This is a genomic window from Bordetella genomosp. 6 (assembly GCF_002119705.1).
Classification (GTDB): Bacteria; Pseudomonadota; Gammaproteobacteria; order Burkholderiales; family Burkholderiaceae_B; genus Bordetella; species Bordetella bronchiseptica_F.
Genome location: NZ_CP021107.1, coordinates 1095458 through 1111582, shown reverse-complemented (window position 1 = coordinate 1111582; position 16125 = coordinate 1095458). Strand labels below are relative to the sequence as shown.

The window sequence follows — 16125 nt, the reverse complement described above, 5'->3', positions numbered from 1 at the left end:
CTAGCGGCCGCCGGGCTCGCGCAGATAGTCGACCAGGGCCTCGGTGGCGGGGTCCGGGCGCGGAGTCAGCAACGACACCACGATGATCGTCAGGAACGCCATCGGCGCGCCGAACACGCCGGCGGCCACCGGCTGGATGCCCCACCACAGGTCCACCGGCTCGGCGCGCGTCACGCCGAACACCCATTCGCGCAGCCACGGATGGGTATGCGCCATGTAGGCGAAGGTAGTGGCCAGCCCGGCGAACATGCCCAGCGTGGCGCCCCATTTGTTGGCGCGCCGCCAGAACACCCCCATCACCAGCGCGGGGAAGAACGACGACGCCGCGAACGAGAACGCCGCCGACACCATGAACAGGATGTCGGCCGGCTTGCGCGCGGCCACCCAGGCCGCGCCGAACGCGACCAGCAGCAGCAGGATCTTGGACACCATCACCCGCCGGCCGGCCGACATGCGCGGCGACACGACACGGTACCAGGTATCGTGCGACAGGGAATTCGACAGCGTCAGCAGCAACCCGTCGGCCGTGGACAACGCCGCAGCCAGCCCGCCCGCGGCCACCAGGCCGGACACGACGTAGGGCAGGCCGCCGATCTCCGGCATGGCCAGCACCACCACATCGGCCCCCATGCTGATCTCGCCCAGCTGCACGATGCCGTCGCGGTTGACGTCGAGCACGTCCAGCAAATGGATGTCGACCGCGCTCCAGGCATGCACCCACGACGGCAGGCTGAGGAAACTGGTGCCCACCACCTGCGTGTACACCTCGTACTTGACCAGCAGGGCCAGCGCGGGCGCCATGAAATACAGCAGGAGAATGAACAGCAGCGACCAGCACACCGAGCGGCGCGCCTCGCCCACCGATGGCGTGGTGTATGAGCGCATCAGTATGTGCGGCATGCCGGCCGTGCCCAGCATCAGGCACAGCACCAGCGCCAGGAAGTTGATGCGCATGTTCTCGCGTTCGCGCGGATCCTCGGCCGGGAACGGCTCCGCGTGCGGCACCGGCGGGGTGGCGCGCGCCTCGAAGGCGGCGCGCGCCTGCGACCAGAGCGTGCGCGCCTCCTCCACCGTGGCCGGGTAGCTGGCCAGTTCGCGCTCCAGCGAGCGGATCTCCACCATCGGCGCGTCGCTGGCGTTCAATTGCGCCAGGCGGCCGCGCAGCCGGTCTTTCTCGTGCGCCAGCGAATCGGGCAAGGCCCGCAGGCGCTCGTCCATCTCGTCGGCGCGGCTGCGCCACAACTGCCGCACTTCCCGCTCGCCCGGGTCGTGGGCCAGGTAGACTTCCTTTTCGGTGATCTCCTGCAGCACCGTACCGGCCGACAATTGCGGCACCGGCATGCCGGTATGCTTGACCGACAGCCAGACCACCGGCACCAGGTAGGCGATCACCAGGATGATGTACTGGCCGACCTGGGTCCACGTCACCGCGCGCATGCCGCCCAGGAACGAGCACACCAGCATGCCGCCCAGGGCCACGAAGATGCCCAGTTCGAACGAGATGCCGGTCAGGCGGGTGGTGATGATGCCCACGCCGTAGATCTGCGCCACCAGGTAGGTGAACGAGCAGAGGATGGCGCAGAACACCCCCGCCAGGCGCGGCAGCTTGCCGCCGTAGCGAGCGCCCAGGTAATCGGGAATGGTGTACTGGCCGAATTTGCGCAGGTAGGGCGCCAGCAGCAGCGCCACCAGCACGTACCCGCCCGTCCAGCCCATGATGTAGGCCAGCCCGCCGTAGCCGGTCAGGTACAGCGTGCCCGCCACGCCGATGAACGACGCCACGGACATCCAGTCTGCCGCCGTGGCCATGCCGTTGTAGAAGGCCGGCACGCGCCGGCCCGCGACGTAGTACTCGACCTGGTCGGAAGTCCGGCACACGATGCCGATGCAGGCATACAGGCTGACCGTCACCAGCAGGAATACATAGCCGATCCAGCTGCGGGCCATGCCCATGAGCTCGGCCAGCGCCAGCAGCAGCACCAGCAGGATGAAGCCCAGCGTGTAAAGCGTATAGATGCGGCGCAGGCGCTGCTCGAACTCCTGGGGGTTGTTGCCGGTAAAGGGCATCAGTCGTCCCGCCGGGCGCGCGAGCGGGCGTCGAACCGGTTCATGACCAGCGCGTAGACCACGATGAGGACCAGATAGGCCAGCGGGGCGCCGTAGGCTGCCATCCAGAACGAAAAGGGCCAGCCGATGAAGTCGAAGGCAAGCTGGCGGGCGAAATAAGCGGGCACGAACGTCAGCCCGGCCCAGCAGGCCAGCAGCAGCACGATCAGCCGCACATTGCGGCGCCAGTATGGCGCGGGGGACGGCTCGGAGTTGACGCGGGATTCCGGCATGGCTTACCTGAATATCGCGAAACGCAGTACTTGAAAAGCCCTTCGCGCCGGTCGGCCTGTCAGCGACAGCTTTTTAAGCGACAACGGCTGGCCCGTGAGGTGCCAGCCGTTGTGCGTTTTGCTTTTTTTTGGGTACTGCTTCGCTTTCTATTTGTATACCGGTGCCGCCGGTTATGCCCATGCAGGGCTTTGTCTCCTCACCTGCATGGAACGAGATTCTGCACCATAAGCGGGCCGGCAACACTAGGGGAATGCCCTAAGAAGGCGCACACATATGCTTATGAAATGCACCAATATGGTGCAAAAAGACGTTTTCTGTGGCTTACGTGCTTAATTTTCGCGAATTTTCAGTGAATTCGCACTCGAAATCACCAAACGCGCACTGGTTTTTCATGAAATCGGGTGACCTGACCCTGCCCCGCGCGCGTGCATGGACGCCGGGCCCGGCGGGCGATTTTTACGCCGCGTTTATGCCCCGCCTCGGAACATTTACCCCGTTTTTATCCGCCGATCCGTAATCTGCCAGCGTCTGCCGGCGCCCCGCGCACAACGCGCCACCGGCCCAAACCCGCGGGCCCCTCGCCCAAGGAGAACGCTACATGGATCTGGTTTACCTGGCCGTCTTCGCCGCCATGGCGGCCCTGACCGGCGCGCAACTGCGCCTTTGCGCCCGACTGTCCGCGGGAGGCCGCCCATGACCGCGCTTTACTGGCTGGGCGGCCTGACGGCCGCGCTGCTCTTCGCCTACCTGGCCTATGCGCTGTTCAATCCGGAGAAATTCTGATGAACGCCGATTTCCTCGGTTTGCTGCTGCTGTACCTGGCGATCCTGCTGGGCGCCGCGCCCCTGCTCGGGCGCCATATCCGGCAGGCCATGGCTGGCGAGCGCACCTGGCTCACCGCCTGGGGTCGGCCGCTGGAACGCGGGCTGTACCGCCTGGCCGGCGTGAACCCCGCCGCCGAAATGGACTGGCGCCGCTATGCCGTGGCCATGCTGGCCTTCAACGTGCTGGGGGTGCTGGCCGTCTACGCCCTGCAACGCGTCCAGGGCTGGCTGCCGCTCAATCCCGCCGGGCTGCCAGGCGTCGCTCCCGATTCGGCGCTCAATACGGCCATCAGCTTCGTGACCAACACCAACTGGCAGGGCTACGCCGGCGAAAGCACGATGAGCTACCTGACGCAGATGCTGGCGCTGACGGTGCAGAACTTCGTTTCGGCCGCCACCGGCATCGCCGTGCTGATCGCCCTGGTCCGCGGACTGGCCCGCCACAGCGCCGCCACGCTGGGCAATTTCTGGGCCGATCTGGTGCGCGCCACGCTGTACGTGCTGCTGCCGCTGTCGTTCATCCTGGCGTTGGCGCTGGTCAGCCAGGGCGTGGTGCAGAACCTGGACCCGTACGTCGAGGCGCAAACCGTGCAGGCGCAACAGTACGAGAGCGCGCGACTGGATGCGCAGGGCCAACCCATGGCCGGGCCGACCGGCCAGCCCCTGACCGACACCGTCGTCACCCGCGTGCAGACCCTGCCCATGGGCCCGGTCGCCTCGCAAGAGGCCATCAAGCTGCTGGGAACCAACGGCGGCGGCTTTTTCAACGCCAACTCCGCCCACCCGTTCGAAAACCCCACCGCCTGGTCCAACCTGCTGGAAATGCTGGCGATCCTCCTGATCCCGGCGGCGCTGTGCTGGACTTTCGGCGAGATGGTCGGCAGCCGCCGGCAAGGCGTCGCCATTCTGGCGGCCATGACGGTGCTGTTTGCCGGATTCGCCGCCAGCGCGGCGTATTTCGAGCAGCAGCCCACCCCCGCCCTGCGCCAGGCCGAACCGGCGCTGCTGGCCGACGGCGGCAATCTCGAAGGCAAGGAAGCCCGCTTCGGCGTGGCCGCCACGGCACTGTTCGCCACCGTCACCACCGCGGCCTCGTGCGGCGCGGTCAATGGCATGCACGATTCGTTCAGCGCCCTGGGAGGCGTCACGCCGCTGCTGCAGATGCAGCTGGGCGAGGTGATCTATGGCGGCGTGGGCTCGGGCCTGTACGGCATGCTGGCGTTCGCCATCCTCGCGGTGTTCATCGCCGGGCTGATGATAGGCCGCACGCCCGAGTACCTGGGCAAGAAGATCGAAGCCCTGGACATGCAGATGGTGGCCATCGTGATCCTGGCCACGCCGGTGCTGGTGCTGGCGGGCACGGCCGTCGCCGTGCTGGCCGATGCCGGCAGGGCGGGCGTGCTCAATCCCGGCGCGCACGGCTTTTCGGAAATCCTGTACGCCCTGTCGTCGGCCGCCAACAACAACGGCAGCGCGTTCGCAGGCCTGTCGGCCAACACCCCTTTCTACAACGTCCTGCTGGGCCTGGCCATGTGGTTCGGCCGCTACACCATCATCATCGCCATCCTGGCGCTGGCCGGCTCGCTGGCCGCCAAGCCGCGGCTGCCGGCCAGCGTCGGCGGCATGCCGACCACCGGCCCGCTGTTCGTCGCGCTGCTGGTCGGCGCCGTGCTGCTGGTCGGCGCGCTGACCTATGTGCCGGCGCTGGCGCTGGGCCCGGTGGCCGAATACCTGCATCCCTGACGCTTGCGCATCGAGAACACTCCATGGCCAACTCCCCTACCCCCCTGTCCACCCAGGCCAACCTGCCGGCCGCAAGCCCCTGCCTGCCGGCGGCCACGCCGCATCGCGCGTTCGGCCTGTGGTCGCGCGCGCTGGCCGGCCCCGCCCTGCGCGATACCCTGCGCAAACTGTCCCCGGCCGCGCAACTGCGCAACCCGGTCATGTTCGTCGTCTACGTCGGCAGCATCCTGACCACCCTGCTGTGGCTGCTGGCCCTGGCCGGCCTGGCCGAAGCCCCCGCGGGCTTCATCCTCGCCGTCGCGGCCGGCCTCTGGTTCACCGTGCTGTTCGCCAACTTCGCCGAGGCGTTGGCCGAGGGACGCGGCAGGCAGCAGGCCGCCGCCCTGCGCGGCTTGCGCACCACCATCGAGGCGCGCGTGCTGACGGGCTTTCGCGAAAGCGACGCGGCCGGCGCGCTGCCGCCGTACTGGCGCTCGCGCGCCGCCTCGCGCCCCTCGGGCGCGCTGCGCCGGGACGACGTGGTCCTGGTCGAAGCGGGCGAAACCGTGCCGGGCGACGGGCAGGTCATCGCCGGCATCGCCTCGGTCGACGAAAGCGCCATCACCGGCGAGTCGGCCCCGGTGATCCGCGCGGCCGGCAGCGATTTCTGCTCGGTCACCGGCGGCACGCGCGTGCTGTCCGACTGGATCTTCGTGCGCATCGCGGCCGACCCTGGCGACAGCTTCCTCGATCGCATGATCGCCATGGTGGAAAGCGCCCGCCGCCAGAAAACCCCCAATGAACTGGCGTTGACCATCCTGCTGGTGGGCCTGACGCTGGTGTTCCTGCTGGTCGTGGCCAGCCTGCTGCCGTTCTCGCTGTATGCGGTGTCCGCGTCGGGCGCCGGGCAGGCCGTGTCGATCACCGTCCTGGTGGCCTTGCTGGTCTGCCTGATCCCCACGACCATCGGCGGCCTGCTGTCGGCCATCGGGGTGGCGGGCATGAGCCGCATGATGCAGGCCAACGTCATCGCCACCTCGGGACGCGCGATCGAGGCGGCCGGCGATGTCAGCATCCTGCTGCTGGACAAGACCGGCACCATCACGTTCGGCAATCGCCAGGCCGCCGCCTTCGTCGCCGCGCCGGGAGTGTCCCCGGCGGCGCTGGCCGAGGCGGCGCGGCTGGCGTCGCTGGCCGACGAGACACCCGAGGGCCGCAGCATCGTCGCCCTGGCCGAGCGCATCCTGGACACGCGCGCCGGGGCGCCGGCCGGCGCGCGGTTCGTGCCGTTTTCCGCCCAGTCGCGCATGAGCGGCGTGGACCTCGACGACCGCCTTATCCGCAAGGGCGCGGCCGATGCCCTGGCGCGCTGGCTGGGCGAAGGCCACGGCGGCCTGCCCGCCGCCGTGGCCCGCGACGTGGACGACGTGGCGCGCCGCGGCAGCACGCCGCTGGTGGTCGCCGAAGACGGGCGGGCGCTGGGCGTGATCGAGCTCAAGGACATCGTCAAGCCCGAGATCCAGCCGCGCTTTGCCGCGCTGCGCCGCATGGGCATCAAGACTGTCATGATCACCGGCGACAACGCCCTGACCGCTGCCGCCATCGCCGCCGAGGCCGGGGTGGACGACTTCCTGGCCGAAGCCACCCCGCAGGCCAAGCTGGAACTGATCCGCGCCTGCCAGGCCGACGGCCACCTGGTGGCCATGACGGGCGACGGCACCAACGACGCGCCGGCGCTGGCCCAGGCCGACGTGGCGGTCGCCATGAATTCCGGCACGCAGGCCGCCAAGGAGGCCGGCAACATGGTGGACCTGGACTCCAACCCCACCAAGCTGATCGAAATCGTCGAAATCGGCAAGCAGATGCTGATGACGCGCGGCGCGCTCACTACCTTCAGCGTCGCCAACGATGTCGCCAAGTACTTCGCCATCATTCCGGCGGCGTTCATGGCGGTGTACCCGCAACTGGCGCAACTCAATGTGATGGGCCTGGCCACCCCCGCCTCGGCCATCCTGTCGGCCGTCATCTTCAACGCCCTGATCATCGTGGCGTTGATTCCGCTGGCGATCAAGGGCGTGCGCTACCGCCCGCTCGGCGCGGCGGTACTGCTGCGCCGCAACCTGCTGGTCTATGGCCTGGGCGGGCTGCTGGTGCCGTTTGCCGGCATCAAACTTATCGACATGGTACTGGCCGCCCTTGGCTGGGCCTGACAAAAGGAGCATCGCCATGCACCCTTCGCTTTCCTCCGCCGGACGTCCGCTACGCGCCGCCCTGGTGATCTTCCTGGCGCTGTCCTTGCTGGTCGGACTGCTTTATCCGCTGGCCACCACCGGCGTGGCCCGCCTGCTGTGGCCCTTCCAGGCTGGCGGCTCGCTGCTCGAGCAGGACGGCCGCGTGGTCGGCTCGGCGCTGATCGGCCAGTCGTTCAGCGATCCGCGCTATTTCTGGGGCCGGCCATCGGCCACCGCGCCCATGCCGTACAACGCCGCCGCTTCGGGCGGCTCGAACCTGGGACCCTCCAACCCGGCGCTGGCGCAAGCCGTCCAGGCGCGCATCGCCGCCTTGCGGGCGGCCGATCCCGCCAACCCGGCGCCGATTCCGGTGGACCTCGCCACGGCTTCGGGCAGCGGCCTGGATCCGCACATCAGCCCGGCGGCGGCCAGCTACCAGGCCGCCCGCGTGGCGCGCGCCCGCGGCCTGCCCGCCGCCACGGTGGAACAGCTCATTGCCCGGCACATCGAGCGCCCGGCGCCGGACATCCTGGGCGAACCGGTCGTCAACGTGCTGGCCCTCAACCTGGCGCTGGACCGGCTGCGCTGAAGCGGCGCGCGTATAGTATGCGTGCAGCTTGCGCGCGCGACCCGTCCTTACGCGACACCTCCACTCCATGGCCGACCCCGGCAGCGACCGCCTCGACCCCGACCACCTGCTCCAGACCCTGGAACAGGCGCAGTCCGACGCCCGGCGCGGGCGGCTGCGCATCTACTTCGGCGCCTGCGCCGGCGTAGGCAAGACCTATGCCATGCTGGCCGCGGCGCGCGCCCAGGCCGCGCAGGGTGTGGATGTCGTGGCGGGGCTGGTCGAAACCCACGGCCGCGCCGACACGGCGGAGCTGCTCGATGCGCTGCCCGCCCTGCCCCTGCAGACGCTCGACTTCCAGGGACGCCGCCTGCGCGAATTCGACCTGCAGGCTGCCGTGGCGCGCCGCCCGCGCCTGCTGCTGCTCGACGAGCTGGCGCACACCAACGCGCCCGGAGCGCGCCACGCCAAGCGCTGGCAGGACATCGAGGAGCTGCTGGCGGCCGGCATCGACGTCTGGACCACGCTCAACGTCCAGCACCTGGAAAGCCTGAACGAGGCGGTCGGCGGCATTACCGGCGTGCGCGTGCGGGAAACCGTGCCCGACTCGGTATTCGACGCGGCCGACGAGATCATCCTGGTGGACCTGTCGGCCGACGAGCTGCTGCGCCGCCTGCGCGAAGGACGGGTCTATGTGCCGGAACAGGCCCGCCACGCCAGCCGGCATTTCTTCCGCAAAGGCAACCTGATCGCCCTGCGCGAACTGGCGTTGCGCCGTACCGCCGAGCACGTCGACGACGATGTGCGCGCGTACCGGCACGAACGCGCGATCGAACCGGTCTGGCGCACGCGCGAGGCCGTGGTCGCCTGCATCGACGCCGACCCGCATGCCGAGCACGTGCTGCGCAGCGCGCACCGGCTGGCCCAGCAACTGGACTGCGAGTGGCATGCCATCACCATCGAGGCGCCGCGGGTCGCGCCCCTGCCGCGCGCCGGCCGGGCGCGGCTGGACCAGGCCCTGGCGCTGGCCGAGACGCTGGGCGCGCATGTCGAGACCGTGGCCGGCACCGACATGGTCGACGCCGCGACCCGCTACATGCGCCGCCACAACATCACCAAGGCCGTGATCGGGCGCGACGCCTGGCGCCGCCGCGGCCTGTCGGGCCTGCTCGACGCCGCCCTGACGCCGGGCCGGCTGCTGCGCCGGCGCAGCTTCGCCGATGCCCTGGCGTCGGCCTGCCCGGAGGCGGACATCGTGCGGGTCGGCGCGCCCTCGGCGGCCACGGCCGCGCCGCGGCGCGACCCGCGCTCGTGGCGCAACGCCCCCGCGCCCGCCGGCCGCGCCGCCCCCGGCGCCTACCTGTGGGCCCTGGCCTACTGCGCGGCGGCCACCGCGGCCTCGCGCCTGGCCTTCCCCGTGCTGCACCAGACCAATATCGTCATGTTCTTCCTGCTGGCGGTCGTGGCCGCGGCCCTGCGCCACGGACGCGGGCCGGCGGCGCTGGCCTCGGTGGTCAGCGTCGCCCTGTTCGATTTCTTCTTCGTGCAGCCGTTGGCCTCCTTCGCCGTCTCGGACGTGCAATACCTGCTGACGTTCGCCGTCCTGCTGGCGGTCGGGCTGCTGATCGGCCAACTGACGGCCGGCCTGCGCCAGCAGGCCCGGGCCGCCGCCAGGCGCGAGGCCGACGCGCGCGGCCTTTACGAATTCGCGCGGGAGCTGTCCGCGGCCCTGCAGCCGGAACAGATTGCGGGCGCGGCCTCGGCATTCCTGAACGCGGCGTTCGGCGCCCGCGCCGCCCTCTACATACTGGGCCTGGACGGCCGGCTGCGGCTGGCGCCCGGCTCCGGCGACGCGGCGCTCGAGCCCGCGCTGGCGCAATGGGCCTTCGACCACGGCCAGGCGTGCGGCGCCGGCACCGACACCCTGTCCAACAGCCCGGCGCTGTACCTGCCCCTGCGCGCGCCCATGCGGGTGCGTGGCGTCCTGGCCCTGCGCCACGATGGCCCGCCGCTCTACAACGCGCCGCCGACGCGCCGCCAGCTCGACGCCTACGCCACCCTCATCGCCATCGCCATCGAACGGCTGCACTATGTGGAGGTCGCCCAGCAGGCGCTGCTCAATATCGAATCCGAACGCCTGCGCAATGCCCTGCTGGCGGCGGTATCGCACGATCTGCGCACACCGCTGACCAGCTTGCTCGGCATGGCCGAGACCCTGCGGCGCTCGCCCGCCGCCATGACGCCGGCCGCGCTCGAAACCGTAGCCGCCATGCAGGACCAGGCGCGGCGCATGCATGCGCTGGTCGTCAACCTGCTGGACATGGCGCGGCTGCAAAGCCACGATGCGCCGTTGCGGCGTCAATGGCAATCGGTCGAGGAACTGGTGGGCTCGGCCCTGGCGGCCATGAACGCAGCGCTGCAGGATCGCCGCGTGACGGTCGCGCCGCTGTCGGCCCTGCCGCTGGTCGAATGCGATGGCATCCTGATCGAACGGGTGCTGTGCAACCTGCTGGAAAATGCCGCCAAGTACACGCCGCCCGGCAGCGCCATCCACATCGACGCCGTGGCCGACGCCCATACCCTCCAGGTACGCGTGGCCGATGACGGCCCGGGCATCGCGCAGGCCGACCGCCAGCGGATCTTCGAGAAATTCGCGCGCGGCCAGCGCGAGTCCGCCACGCCCGGCGTAGGGCTCGGGCTGGCGGTATGCCGCGCCATCCTGGACGCCCACCAGGGCCGCATCTGGGTCGAGCCGGCCCAGCGCCCGCACGGCGCCTGCTTCGTCTTCGCGCTGCCGCTGACGCCGCCGCCGGCCGTCCCCCCCGAACCCGCCTGACCCGCCATGCCCGATTACCGCCCCACCGTACTGATCATCGAGGACGACGCCCATATCCGCCGCTTCGTGCGCAGCGCGCTCGAAGCCGAAGGCTGCGAGGTCCATGAAACCGACACCGTCAGGCGGGGGCTGATCGAGGCCGGCACGCGCCAGCCCGACGCCGTGGTGCTGGACCTGGGCCTGCCCGACGAGGACGGCATGGCGCTATTGCGCGAACTGCGAGGCTGGAGCGAACTGCCGGTGCTGGTGCTGTCGGCGCGCAGCAGCGAAGGCGACAAGATCGCTGCCCTGGATGCCGGCGCCGACGACTACCTGACCAAGCCGTTCGGCGTCGGCGAGCTGCTGGCGCGCCTGCGCGTGCTGTTGCGCCGGCACGCCCGCGGCGGCGCCGGCAATGCCGCGCAGGCTGGTTTCGGCGACGTGCGCATCGACCTGGCCCGGCGCATCGTCACCCGCGCGGACCGGCATGTACACCTCACCCAGATCGAATACCGCTTGCTGGCTGCGCTGGTGGCATCGCGCGGCAAGGTCATGACGCACCGCGAACTGCTGCGCGAGGTATGGGGGCCGTCCCACGTGGAAAGCCACCACTACCTGCGCATCTACATGGGCCACCTGCGGCAGAAACTGGAAGCCGACCCGGCCCGGCCGCGCTACCTGCTGACGGAAATCGGCGTCGGCTACCGCTACGCGGGCGAGTAGCCGACGCCAGCTAGGCTGCGCGCGGCGCCTGCGGCGCGCGCGGCGCGGTCAGCGCCAGCAGCAGCACCAGCGTGACACTGTAGATGGGCACGCTGCGCATGTTGCGGAACATCATCTCGGTCAGGCTGAAGACGCAATAACCGAGGCAGAACAACAGGCCTATCTGCGCGCCCGTGCGTATGACCCGGTCGTCGCTGGCCATGCGGCGCAGGAACACCCAGGCCGGCGCGAGATACAGCGCCAGCATGCTCAGCAGGCCGAGCAGGCCGTAGCCGGCCATGGCCGCCATGAAGTCATTGTGGGGCTCGCCGTACCCGCTGGCGACTTCCGGCGTGACCACGCCCCGGTCGCGCAGCTTGGCCAGCTCGGTACGGAAATTGCGCGGGCCCACCCCCAGCACCGGCGCCTCCTGGAAGATCATCCACGAGGCATGCCACAGCTGCAGGCGTATGCCCACGGACGTATTGCGATCGTTCTGCACCGTATAGCGCTGCAGATCCGTCAGGATCTTGTGCATCCGGTTTCCCTGGGAAGACAGCATCGCCCCCGCCAGCACCGCCAGCGCCACGACCAGCGCCAAGCCCACGGCCAGTTTCCTGCGCAGGCTCCAGACGCGGCGGGACATGAGGAACACCAGCCCGAATACCGGCAGCAACATCCAGCTGCTGCGCGTCTCCGATACATGCGCCGCGTACAGCGCGACGCAGGCGGCCCCCACCTTGAGCAGCGCTTCCAGCCCGGGCCAGGGCGTCAACCGCCAGCCCAGCGTCAACAGCGACGCGAATCCGAAGAACAGCGTCAGATTGGCGAAGGCCACGGCGTTGTACTCGGCGCCGTAAAAGCTGACCTGCATACGCCCGCCGTACCAGCCGACGATGACGTACAGCATGATCGCGCCGGCGTAGGCGCTGAACAGCAGGCTCCACTGGATCTGTTGCAGCCATGGGCGCGGCACGCACAGCAGCACCCAGAACAGGGGAAGCGCCAGCGCGAACCGCAGCAGTTTCTCGAACTCCGAGCCGCTCCAGATGCCGAGGTAGGCGTTGGTGACCAGCATCGACAGCAAGGGCACCACCAGCGCCACGCCGGGCCAGGCCAGAGCGCGCCAGGACGGCCGCGCGCCCTCACGGCCGGCGTAAACCATGATTGCGAGCGACGTCAGTACGGCCAGCGTATAGAACACGGCGACGCCCCCGCCTTTGCTGACCAGCGCCAGCGCAGGTACCAGCAGGGCAAGAATGGTGAAGATTTTCAGATGGACAGCAGGCATGGCATCAAGAGCAGAAAAACAAGGGCGCGTTCAAATCGGGCACTGGGCGCCGCAGCAGTGTAGAGGCAAATACCGGGCCGGCTTCATGCTGAGACGGAATCCCACACTCACGTAGGACTATTACGCACAACATCAGTGCCCGGTTGCCTCAGGCTTTTCCCCACGGCACCCCCACGGGTCGCCGCCGGTCGTCCGCCTGCAGCTTGTGGAATGCCGACATGACGCGGCGCGGCGAGAGCCATTCGCGCCACAGGCGGTCGCGCCAGCGACCGCCGGGAATCAGGGCCGGATAGACGATGCGCGAGGTCGACCAGGCCGGCCGCCAGGCGCGCGTGCGCGTGGGCCTGCCGGTCAGCGACAGGGTGGGCACGCCCACGTTGGAGGCCAGATGGCCAATGCCGGACTCATTGCCGATGAACCAGCCGGAGGCATGGATGAAGCCCGCCACTTCCGACAGCGACGGAAACTGGGGCAGGCGCAGTCCATGGTCCAGCACCCAGCTCCACTCGGCCCGCTCGTGCGGCGCGACGATGTAGTTCGGCTCGTAGCCCTCGCGCAGCAGGCGCAACCCCAGCTCCTTGAAATGGCGCGGCGCCCAGCAGCGCTGGGCCCCCGTCGAAGTGGGATGCAGCACGACCCGGCGCGGATGGCTGCGGTGCGGCTGCACCTGGGGCGGCGGCCGCAAGCCGTTATCGGCGCCGGCCTGCGCCAGCCCCAGTTGCTCGCGACAGAAATCACGGATCTGGAACAGCTTCACGAAGCCGCGCCCGGTGATCACCACATGCGCGTCGTAATAGAAATAATTCGGCTGGTACGCATGCAGCGCGTAGGGCCAGCCCACATGCATCTGGGCCGCGCAATCGTAGCCGGGCAACACCTGGCCGGCCTGCTCCTCGGACAGCGATGGACGGATATCCAGCCCTGGGAACCAGTCGCGCAAGCCGTGGATGTAGTCGCCGAAGATGCTGACTTCGCGGCCGTGCGCGGCCAGGTTGCGCGCCATGTTCATCATCAGCAGCGTATCGCCCAGTCGTGGCGCCATCAGCAGCGCCACACGGCGCGCGCCGGCCAGGCCGCGCAGCGCGGCCGCCTGGTCGTAGGGGGGCATATCGGAAGCAGGTTTAGCCATGTTCTCTATCGTCCGAGCCAACGTCCCCCGGATAAGTTTTGAAATGCAAAACTGGAAATTTTACAACGAAACGTTACATACCTATGAGCCCGACAGGGTCATGGCCGCCACGGATGGCAGTTGTCCATTCGGCAAAAAACCCGCTACCCCCATGGGGGCGCGGGTTTTTCGGCTGATGCGGCTGAAGCCTTACAGCAATTACATATTGTCGATCATGACCTGACCGAAGCCCGAGCACGACACCTGGGTGGCGCCTTCGAGCAGACGGGCGAAGTCATAGGTGACCTTCTTGGACAGGATGGATTTCTCCATGCTGGCGATGATCAGGTCGGCGGCCTCGGTCCAGCCCATGTGGCGCAGCATCATTTCGGCCGACAGGATTTCGGAACCGGGGTTCACGTAGTCCTTGCCCGCGTACTTCGGCGCGGTGCCATGGGTGGCTTCGAACATGGCCACGGAATCCGACAGGTTGGCGCCCGGGGCGATGCCGATGCCGCCCACTTGCGCGGCCAGCGCGTCGGAGATGTAGTCGCCGTTCAGGTTCAGCGTGGCGATCACGTCGTACTCGGCCGGACGCAGCAGGATCTGCTGCAGGAAGGCGTCGGCGATCGAATCCTTGACGATGATCTCGCGACCGGTCTTGGGATTCTTGAACTTGCACCACGGGCCGCCGTCGATCGGCTGCGCGCCGAACTCGTTCTGGGCCAGCGCGTAACCCCAGTCGCGGAAGCCGCCTTCCGTGAACTTCATGATGTTGCCCTTGTGGACCAGGGTCACCGAGGCGCGGTCATTGTCGATGGCGTACTGCAGCGCCTTGCGCACCAGGCGCTCGGTGCCTTCGCGCGAAACCGGCTTGATGCCGATCGACGAGGTGTTCGGGAAGCGGATCTTGGTCACGCCCAGCTTGGTCTGCAGGTACTGGATCAGGTCCTTGGCCTGCTCGGACTCGGCCATGTACTCGATGCCCGCGTAGATGTCTTCCGAGTTCTCGCGGAAGATGACCATGTCGGTCTTCTCGGGCTCGCGCACCGGCGAGGGCACGCCCTTGAAATAGCGCACCGGGCGCAGGCAGACATACAGGTCCAGCTGCTGGCGCAGCGCCACGTTCAGCGAACGGATGCCGCCGCCGACCGGGGTGGTCAGCGGGCCCTTGATCGACACCACGTAGTCCTTGACGGCGTCGAGGGTTTCCTCGGGCAGCCAGACGTCCGGGCCGTAGACCTTGGTGGCCTTCTCGCCGGCGTAGACTTCCATCCAGTGGATCTTGCGCTTGCCCGCATAGGCCTTCTGCACGGCCGCGTCGACGACCTTGATCATCACCGGCGTGATGTCGGCGCCCGTACCGTCACCCTCGATGACCGGAATGATGACCTGATCGGGCACATTCAGCGAGTAATCGGCGTTGACCGTGATTTTTTGGCCCCCAGTGGGAACCTTGATATGTTGATAGGACATGAATGCTCCAGTTGCTCCGGGTGGTTTTTACCGCTCGCCTGACCGTGTTTCTGCCGGAGATGCACGTTTGTAACCACGCAAAGCAACCCGGGCCGGATGGCGGACAACCTCCAATTCTATATCGCATTGGCCCGGCGCGCCCGGAGGGGGGGCCGGCAGACGGTAAAATGGCCTATCCCCCTCGCCTGTCTTTGAAGCGCCGATGTTCAATCCTTCCCGCGACCAGGTTCGCGAATTCTTTATCGAAACCTGGCGCAAGCACCGCGCCACCGAGGTCCTGACCCCGCTCGAATCCATGGCGCTGGACTGGATCCTCGAACACCCCGAGTACCACGGCGACCTCGAAAGCCCCGAGGCCATGACCGCCGAGTACCCGGTCGAGCACGGCCGCACCAATCCTTTCCTGCACCTGTCCATGCACCTGGCGATCGCCGAGCAGTTGTCGATCGACCATCCGCGCGGCATCCGCGCGGCCTACCAGCGCATGGTCGGCCGCGGCGACGCGCACCAGGCCGCCCACGAAATCATGGAATGCCTGGGCCAGGTCGTATGGGAGGCCCAACGCCTGGGCACGCCGCTCGACAGCGACGCCTATATCGAACTGATCCGCCAGCGCGCCGAACGCTAGAAAAGGAAAAGCCCCCGGATCGGGGGCTTGCCCGGCGCCGCCGGCACCGCCTACTGGCGCACGCCCAGGTCGCTGGGCTGCGCCGCCAGCCAGGCCGCGACGTTGCGGATATCCTGGTCCGACAGCTGCGCCGCGAAGGCGCCCATGATCGGATTCTTGCGCACGTTGGCCGTGGCCGCGCTGCCCGCGGCGCCGCGCTTGTAGGCCTTGAGCGCATGGGCCAGGTAATCGGCGTGCTGGCCGGCCAGCACCGGATACTCCGGCTGGACGCTGGTCTTGGCGTCGGCGCCGTGGCAGGACGCGCAATTGAACTTGTCGAACACGGCCTTGCCGGCCACCACATCCTGGGCCTGCGCCGAGACGCCGGCGGTCGCCAGAACAATGCCCGCGAGGGCAAACGTAAAGCGTTTCATGGTCTGC

At 68.5% G+C, this 16125-nt stretch carries 14 protein-coding genes; 8 read left to right on the top strand and 6 right to left on the bottom strand.

Annotated elements, in window-relative coordinates:
* The gene (locus CAL11_RS05315; protein WP_086092349.1) at positions 1–2067 is read right to left on the bottom strand and encodes a sodium:solute symporter family protein; all 2067 of its coding nucleotides are present in this window, start codon (positions 2065–2067) and stop codon (positions 1–3) included.
* Positions 2067–2339: a DUF4212 domain-containing protein gene (locus CAL11_RS05310; RefSeq protein WP_033464616.1), complete on the bottom strand. Its 273-nt coding sequence runs from the start codon at positions 2337–2339 to the stop codon at positions 2067–2069. The genes CAL11_RS05315 and CAL11_RS05310 overlap by 1 nt, the downstream gene beginning before the upstream one ends.
* Positions 2340–3033: 694 nt before the next feature.
* Here CAL11_RS05310 and kdpF point away from each other — a divergent pair.
* The 6 genes from kdpF to kdpE all read left to right on the top strand — a co-directional run bounded on the left by kdpF (position 3034) and on the right by kdpE (position 11223).
* Positions 3034–3123 (top strand): K(+)-transporting ATPase subunit F, encoded by a 90-nt coding sequence (gene kdpF, locus CAL11_RS05305; protein WP_017685545.1) that lies wholly within the window; start codon positions 3034–3036, stop codon positions 3121–3123.
* Positions 3123–4907 (top strand): potassium-transporting ATPase subunit KdpA, encoded by a 1785-nt coding sequence (kdpA, locus tag CAL11_RS05300; protein ID WP_086092348.1) that lies wholly within the window; start codon positions 3123–3125, stop codon positions 4905–4907. The genes kdpF and kdpA overlap by 1 nt, the downstream gene beginning before the upstream one ends.
* 23 nt (positions 4908–4930) lie before the next feature.
* Entirely contained in the window at positions 4931–7096 is a 2166-nt protein-coding gene (gene kdpB, locus CAL11_RS05295; RefSeq protein WP_086092347.1) for a potassium-transporting ATPase subunit KdpB, read from the top strand.
* Positions 7097–7106: 10 nt separating this feature from the next.
* The gene (gene kdpC, locus CAL11_RS05290; protein ID WP_086094514.1) at positions 7107–7706 is read left to right on the top strand and encodes a potassium-transporting ATPase subunit KdpC; all 600 of its coding nucleotides are present in this window, start codon (positions 7107–7109) and stop codon (positions 7704–7706) included.
* Positions 7707–7773: 67 nt separating this feature from the next.
* Positions 7774–10521 (top strand): sensor histidine kinase, encoded by a 2748-nt coding sequence (locus CAL11_RS05285; RefSeq protein ID WP_086092346.1) that lies wholly within the window; start codon positions 7774–7776, stop codon positions 10519–10521.
* A gap of 6 nt (positions 10522–10527) precedes the next feature.
* Positions 10528–11223: a two-component system response regulator KdpE gene (kdpE, locus tag CAL11_RS05280; RefSeq protein ID WP_033461048.1), complete on the top strand. Its 696-nt coding sequence runs from the start codon at positions 10528–10530 to the stop codon at positions 11221–11223.
* A 10-nt stretch (positions 11224–11233) separates the two neighbouring features.
* Here the strand turns inward: kdpE and CAL11_RS05275 are convergent, their stop codons facing one another.
* Both CAL11_RS05275 and CAL11_RS05270 read right to left on the bottom strand, forming a co-directional pair.
* The gene (locus CAL11_RS05275) at positions 11234–12493 is read right to left on the bottom strand and encodes an O-antigen ligase family protein (protein ID WP_033461050.1); all 1260 of its coding nucleotides are present in this window, start codon (positions 12491–12493) and stop codon (positions 11234–11236) included.
* Between the two features lie 148 nt (positions 12494–12641).
* On the bottom strand, positions 12642–13622 hold the full coding sequence (locus CAL11_RS05270; protein WP_086092345.1) for a glycosyltransferase family 9 protein: 981 nt from the start codon (positions 13620–13622) through the stop codon (positions 12642–12644).
* Here CAL11_RS05270 and CAL11_RS24505 point away from each other — a divergent pair.
* Positions 13621–13845: a hypothetical protein gene (locus CAL11_RS24505; protein ID WP_157668843.1), complete on the top strand. Its 225-nt coding sequence runs from the start codon at positions 13621–13623 to the stop codon at positions 13843–13845. The genes CAL11_RS05270 and CAL11_RS24505 overlap by 2 nt on opposite strands.
* Here the strand turns inward: CAL11_RS24505 and icd are convergent.
* Positions 13821–15077, bottom strand: coding sequence for an NADP-dependent isocitrate dehydrogenase (gene icd, locus CAL11_RS05265; RefSeq protein WP_003814059.1), 1257 nt, complete (start codon positions 15075–15077; stop codon positions 13821–13823). The genes CAL11_RS24505 and icd overlap by 25 nt on opposite strands.
* Positions 15078–15279: 202 nt before the next feature.
* On the opposite strand from icd, the gene CAL11_RS05260 reads away from it, so the two are divergent.
* Entirely contained in the window at positions 15280–15705 is a 426-nt protein-coding gene (locus tag CAL11_RS05260; protein WP_086092344.1) for a DUF1841 family protein, read from the top strand.
* 50 nt (positions 15706–15755) lie between these two features.
* Here CAL11_RS05260 and CAL11_RS05255 read toward each other — a convergent pair whose 3' ends face one another.
* Positions 15756–16118, bottom strand: a complete 363-nt coding sequence (locus CAL11_RS05255; RefSeq protein ID WP_003814063.1) for a c-type cytochrome — start codon at positions 16116–16118, stop codon at positions 15756–15758.
* Between the last annotated feature and the right edge of the window lie 7 nt (positions 16119–16125).

Coding starts and splice junctions, on each gene's coding strand:
- CAL11_RS05275 (WP_033461050.1), bottom strand. CDS start 12,493: ATGCCTGCTGTCCATCTGAAAATCTTCACCATTCTTGCCCTGCTGGTA.
- CAL11_RS05255 (WP_003814063.1), bottom strand. CDS start 16,118: ATGAAACGCTTTACGTTTGCCCTCGCGGGCATTGTTCTGGCGACCGCC.
- CAL11_RS05285 (WP_086092346.1), top strand. CDS start 7,774: ATGGCCGACCCCGGCAGCGACCGCCTCGACCCCGACCACCTGCTCCAG.
- CAL11_RS05315 (WP_086092349.1), bottom strand. CDS start 2,067: ATGCCCTTTACCGGCAACAACCCCCAGGAGTTCGAGCAGCGCCTGCGC.
- CAL11_RS05260 (WP_086092344.1), top strand. CDS start 15,280: ATGTTCAATCCTTCCCGCGACCAGGTTCGCGAATTCTTTATCGAAACC.
- kdpF (WP_017685545.1), top strand. CDS start 3,034: ATGACCGCGCTTTACTGGCTGGGCGGCCTGACGGCCGCGCTGCTCTTC.
- kdpB (WP_086092347.1), top strand. CDS start 4,931: ATGGCCAACTCCCCTACCCCCCTGTCCACCCAGGCCAACCTGCCGGCC.
- icd (WP_003814059.1), bottom strand. CDS start 15,077: ATGTCCTATCAACATATCAAGGTTCCCACTGGGGGCCAAAAAATCACG.
- CAL11_RS05310 (WP_033464616.1), bottom strand. CDS start 2,339: ATGCCGGAATCCCGCGTCAACTCCGAGCCGTCCCCCGCGCCATACTGG.
- CAL11_RS05270 (WP_086092345.1), bottom strand. CDS start 13,622: ATGGCTAAACCTGCTTCCGATATGCCCCCCTACGACCAGGCGGCCGCG.
- kdpE (WP_033461048.1), top strand. CDS start 10,528: ATGCCCGATTACCGCCCCACCGTACTGATCATCGAGGACGACGCCCAT.
- CAL11_RS24505 (WP_157668843.1), top strand. CDS start 13,621: ATGTTCTCTATCGTCCGAGCCAACGTCCCCCGGATAAGTTTTGAAATG.
- kdpA (WP_086092348.1), top strand. CDS start 3,123: ATGAACGCCGATTTCCTCGGTTTGCTGCTGCTGTACCTGGCGATCCTG.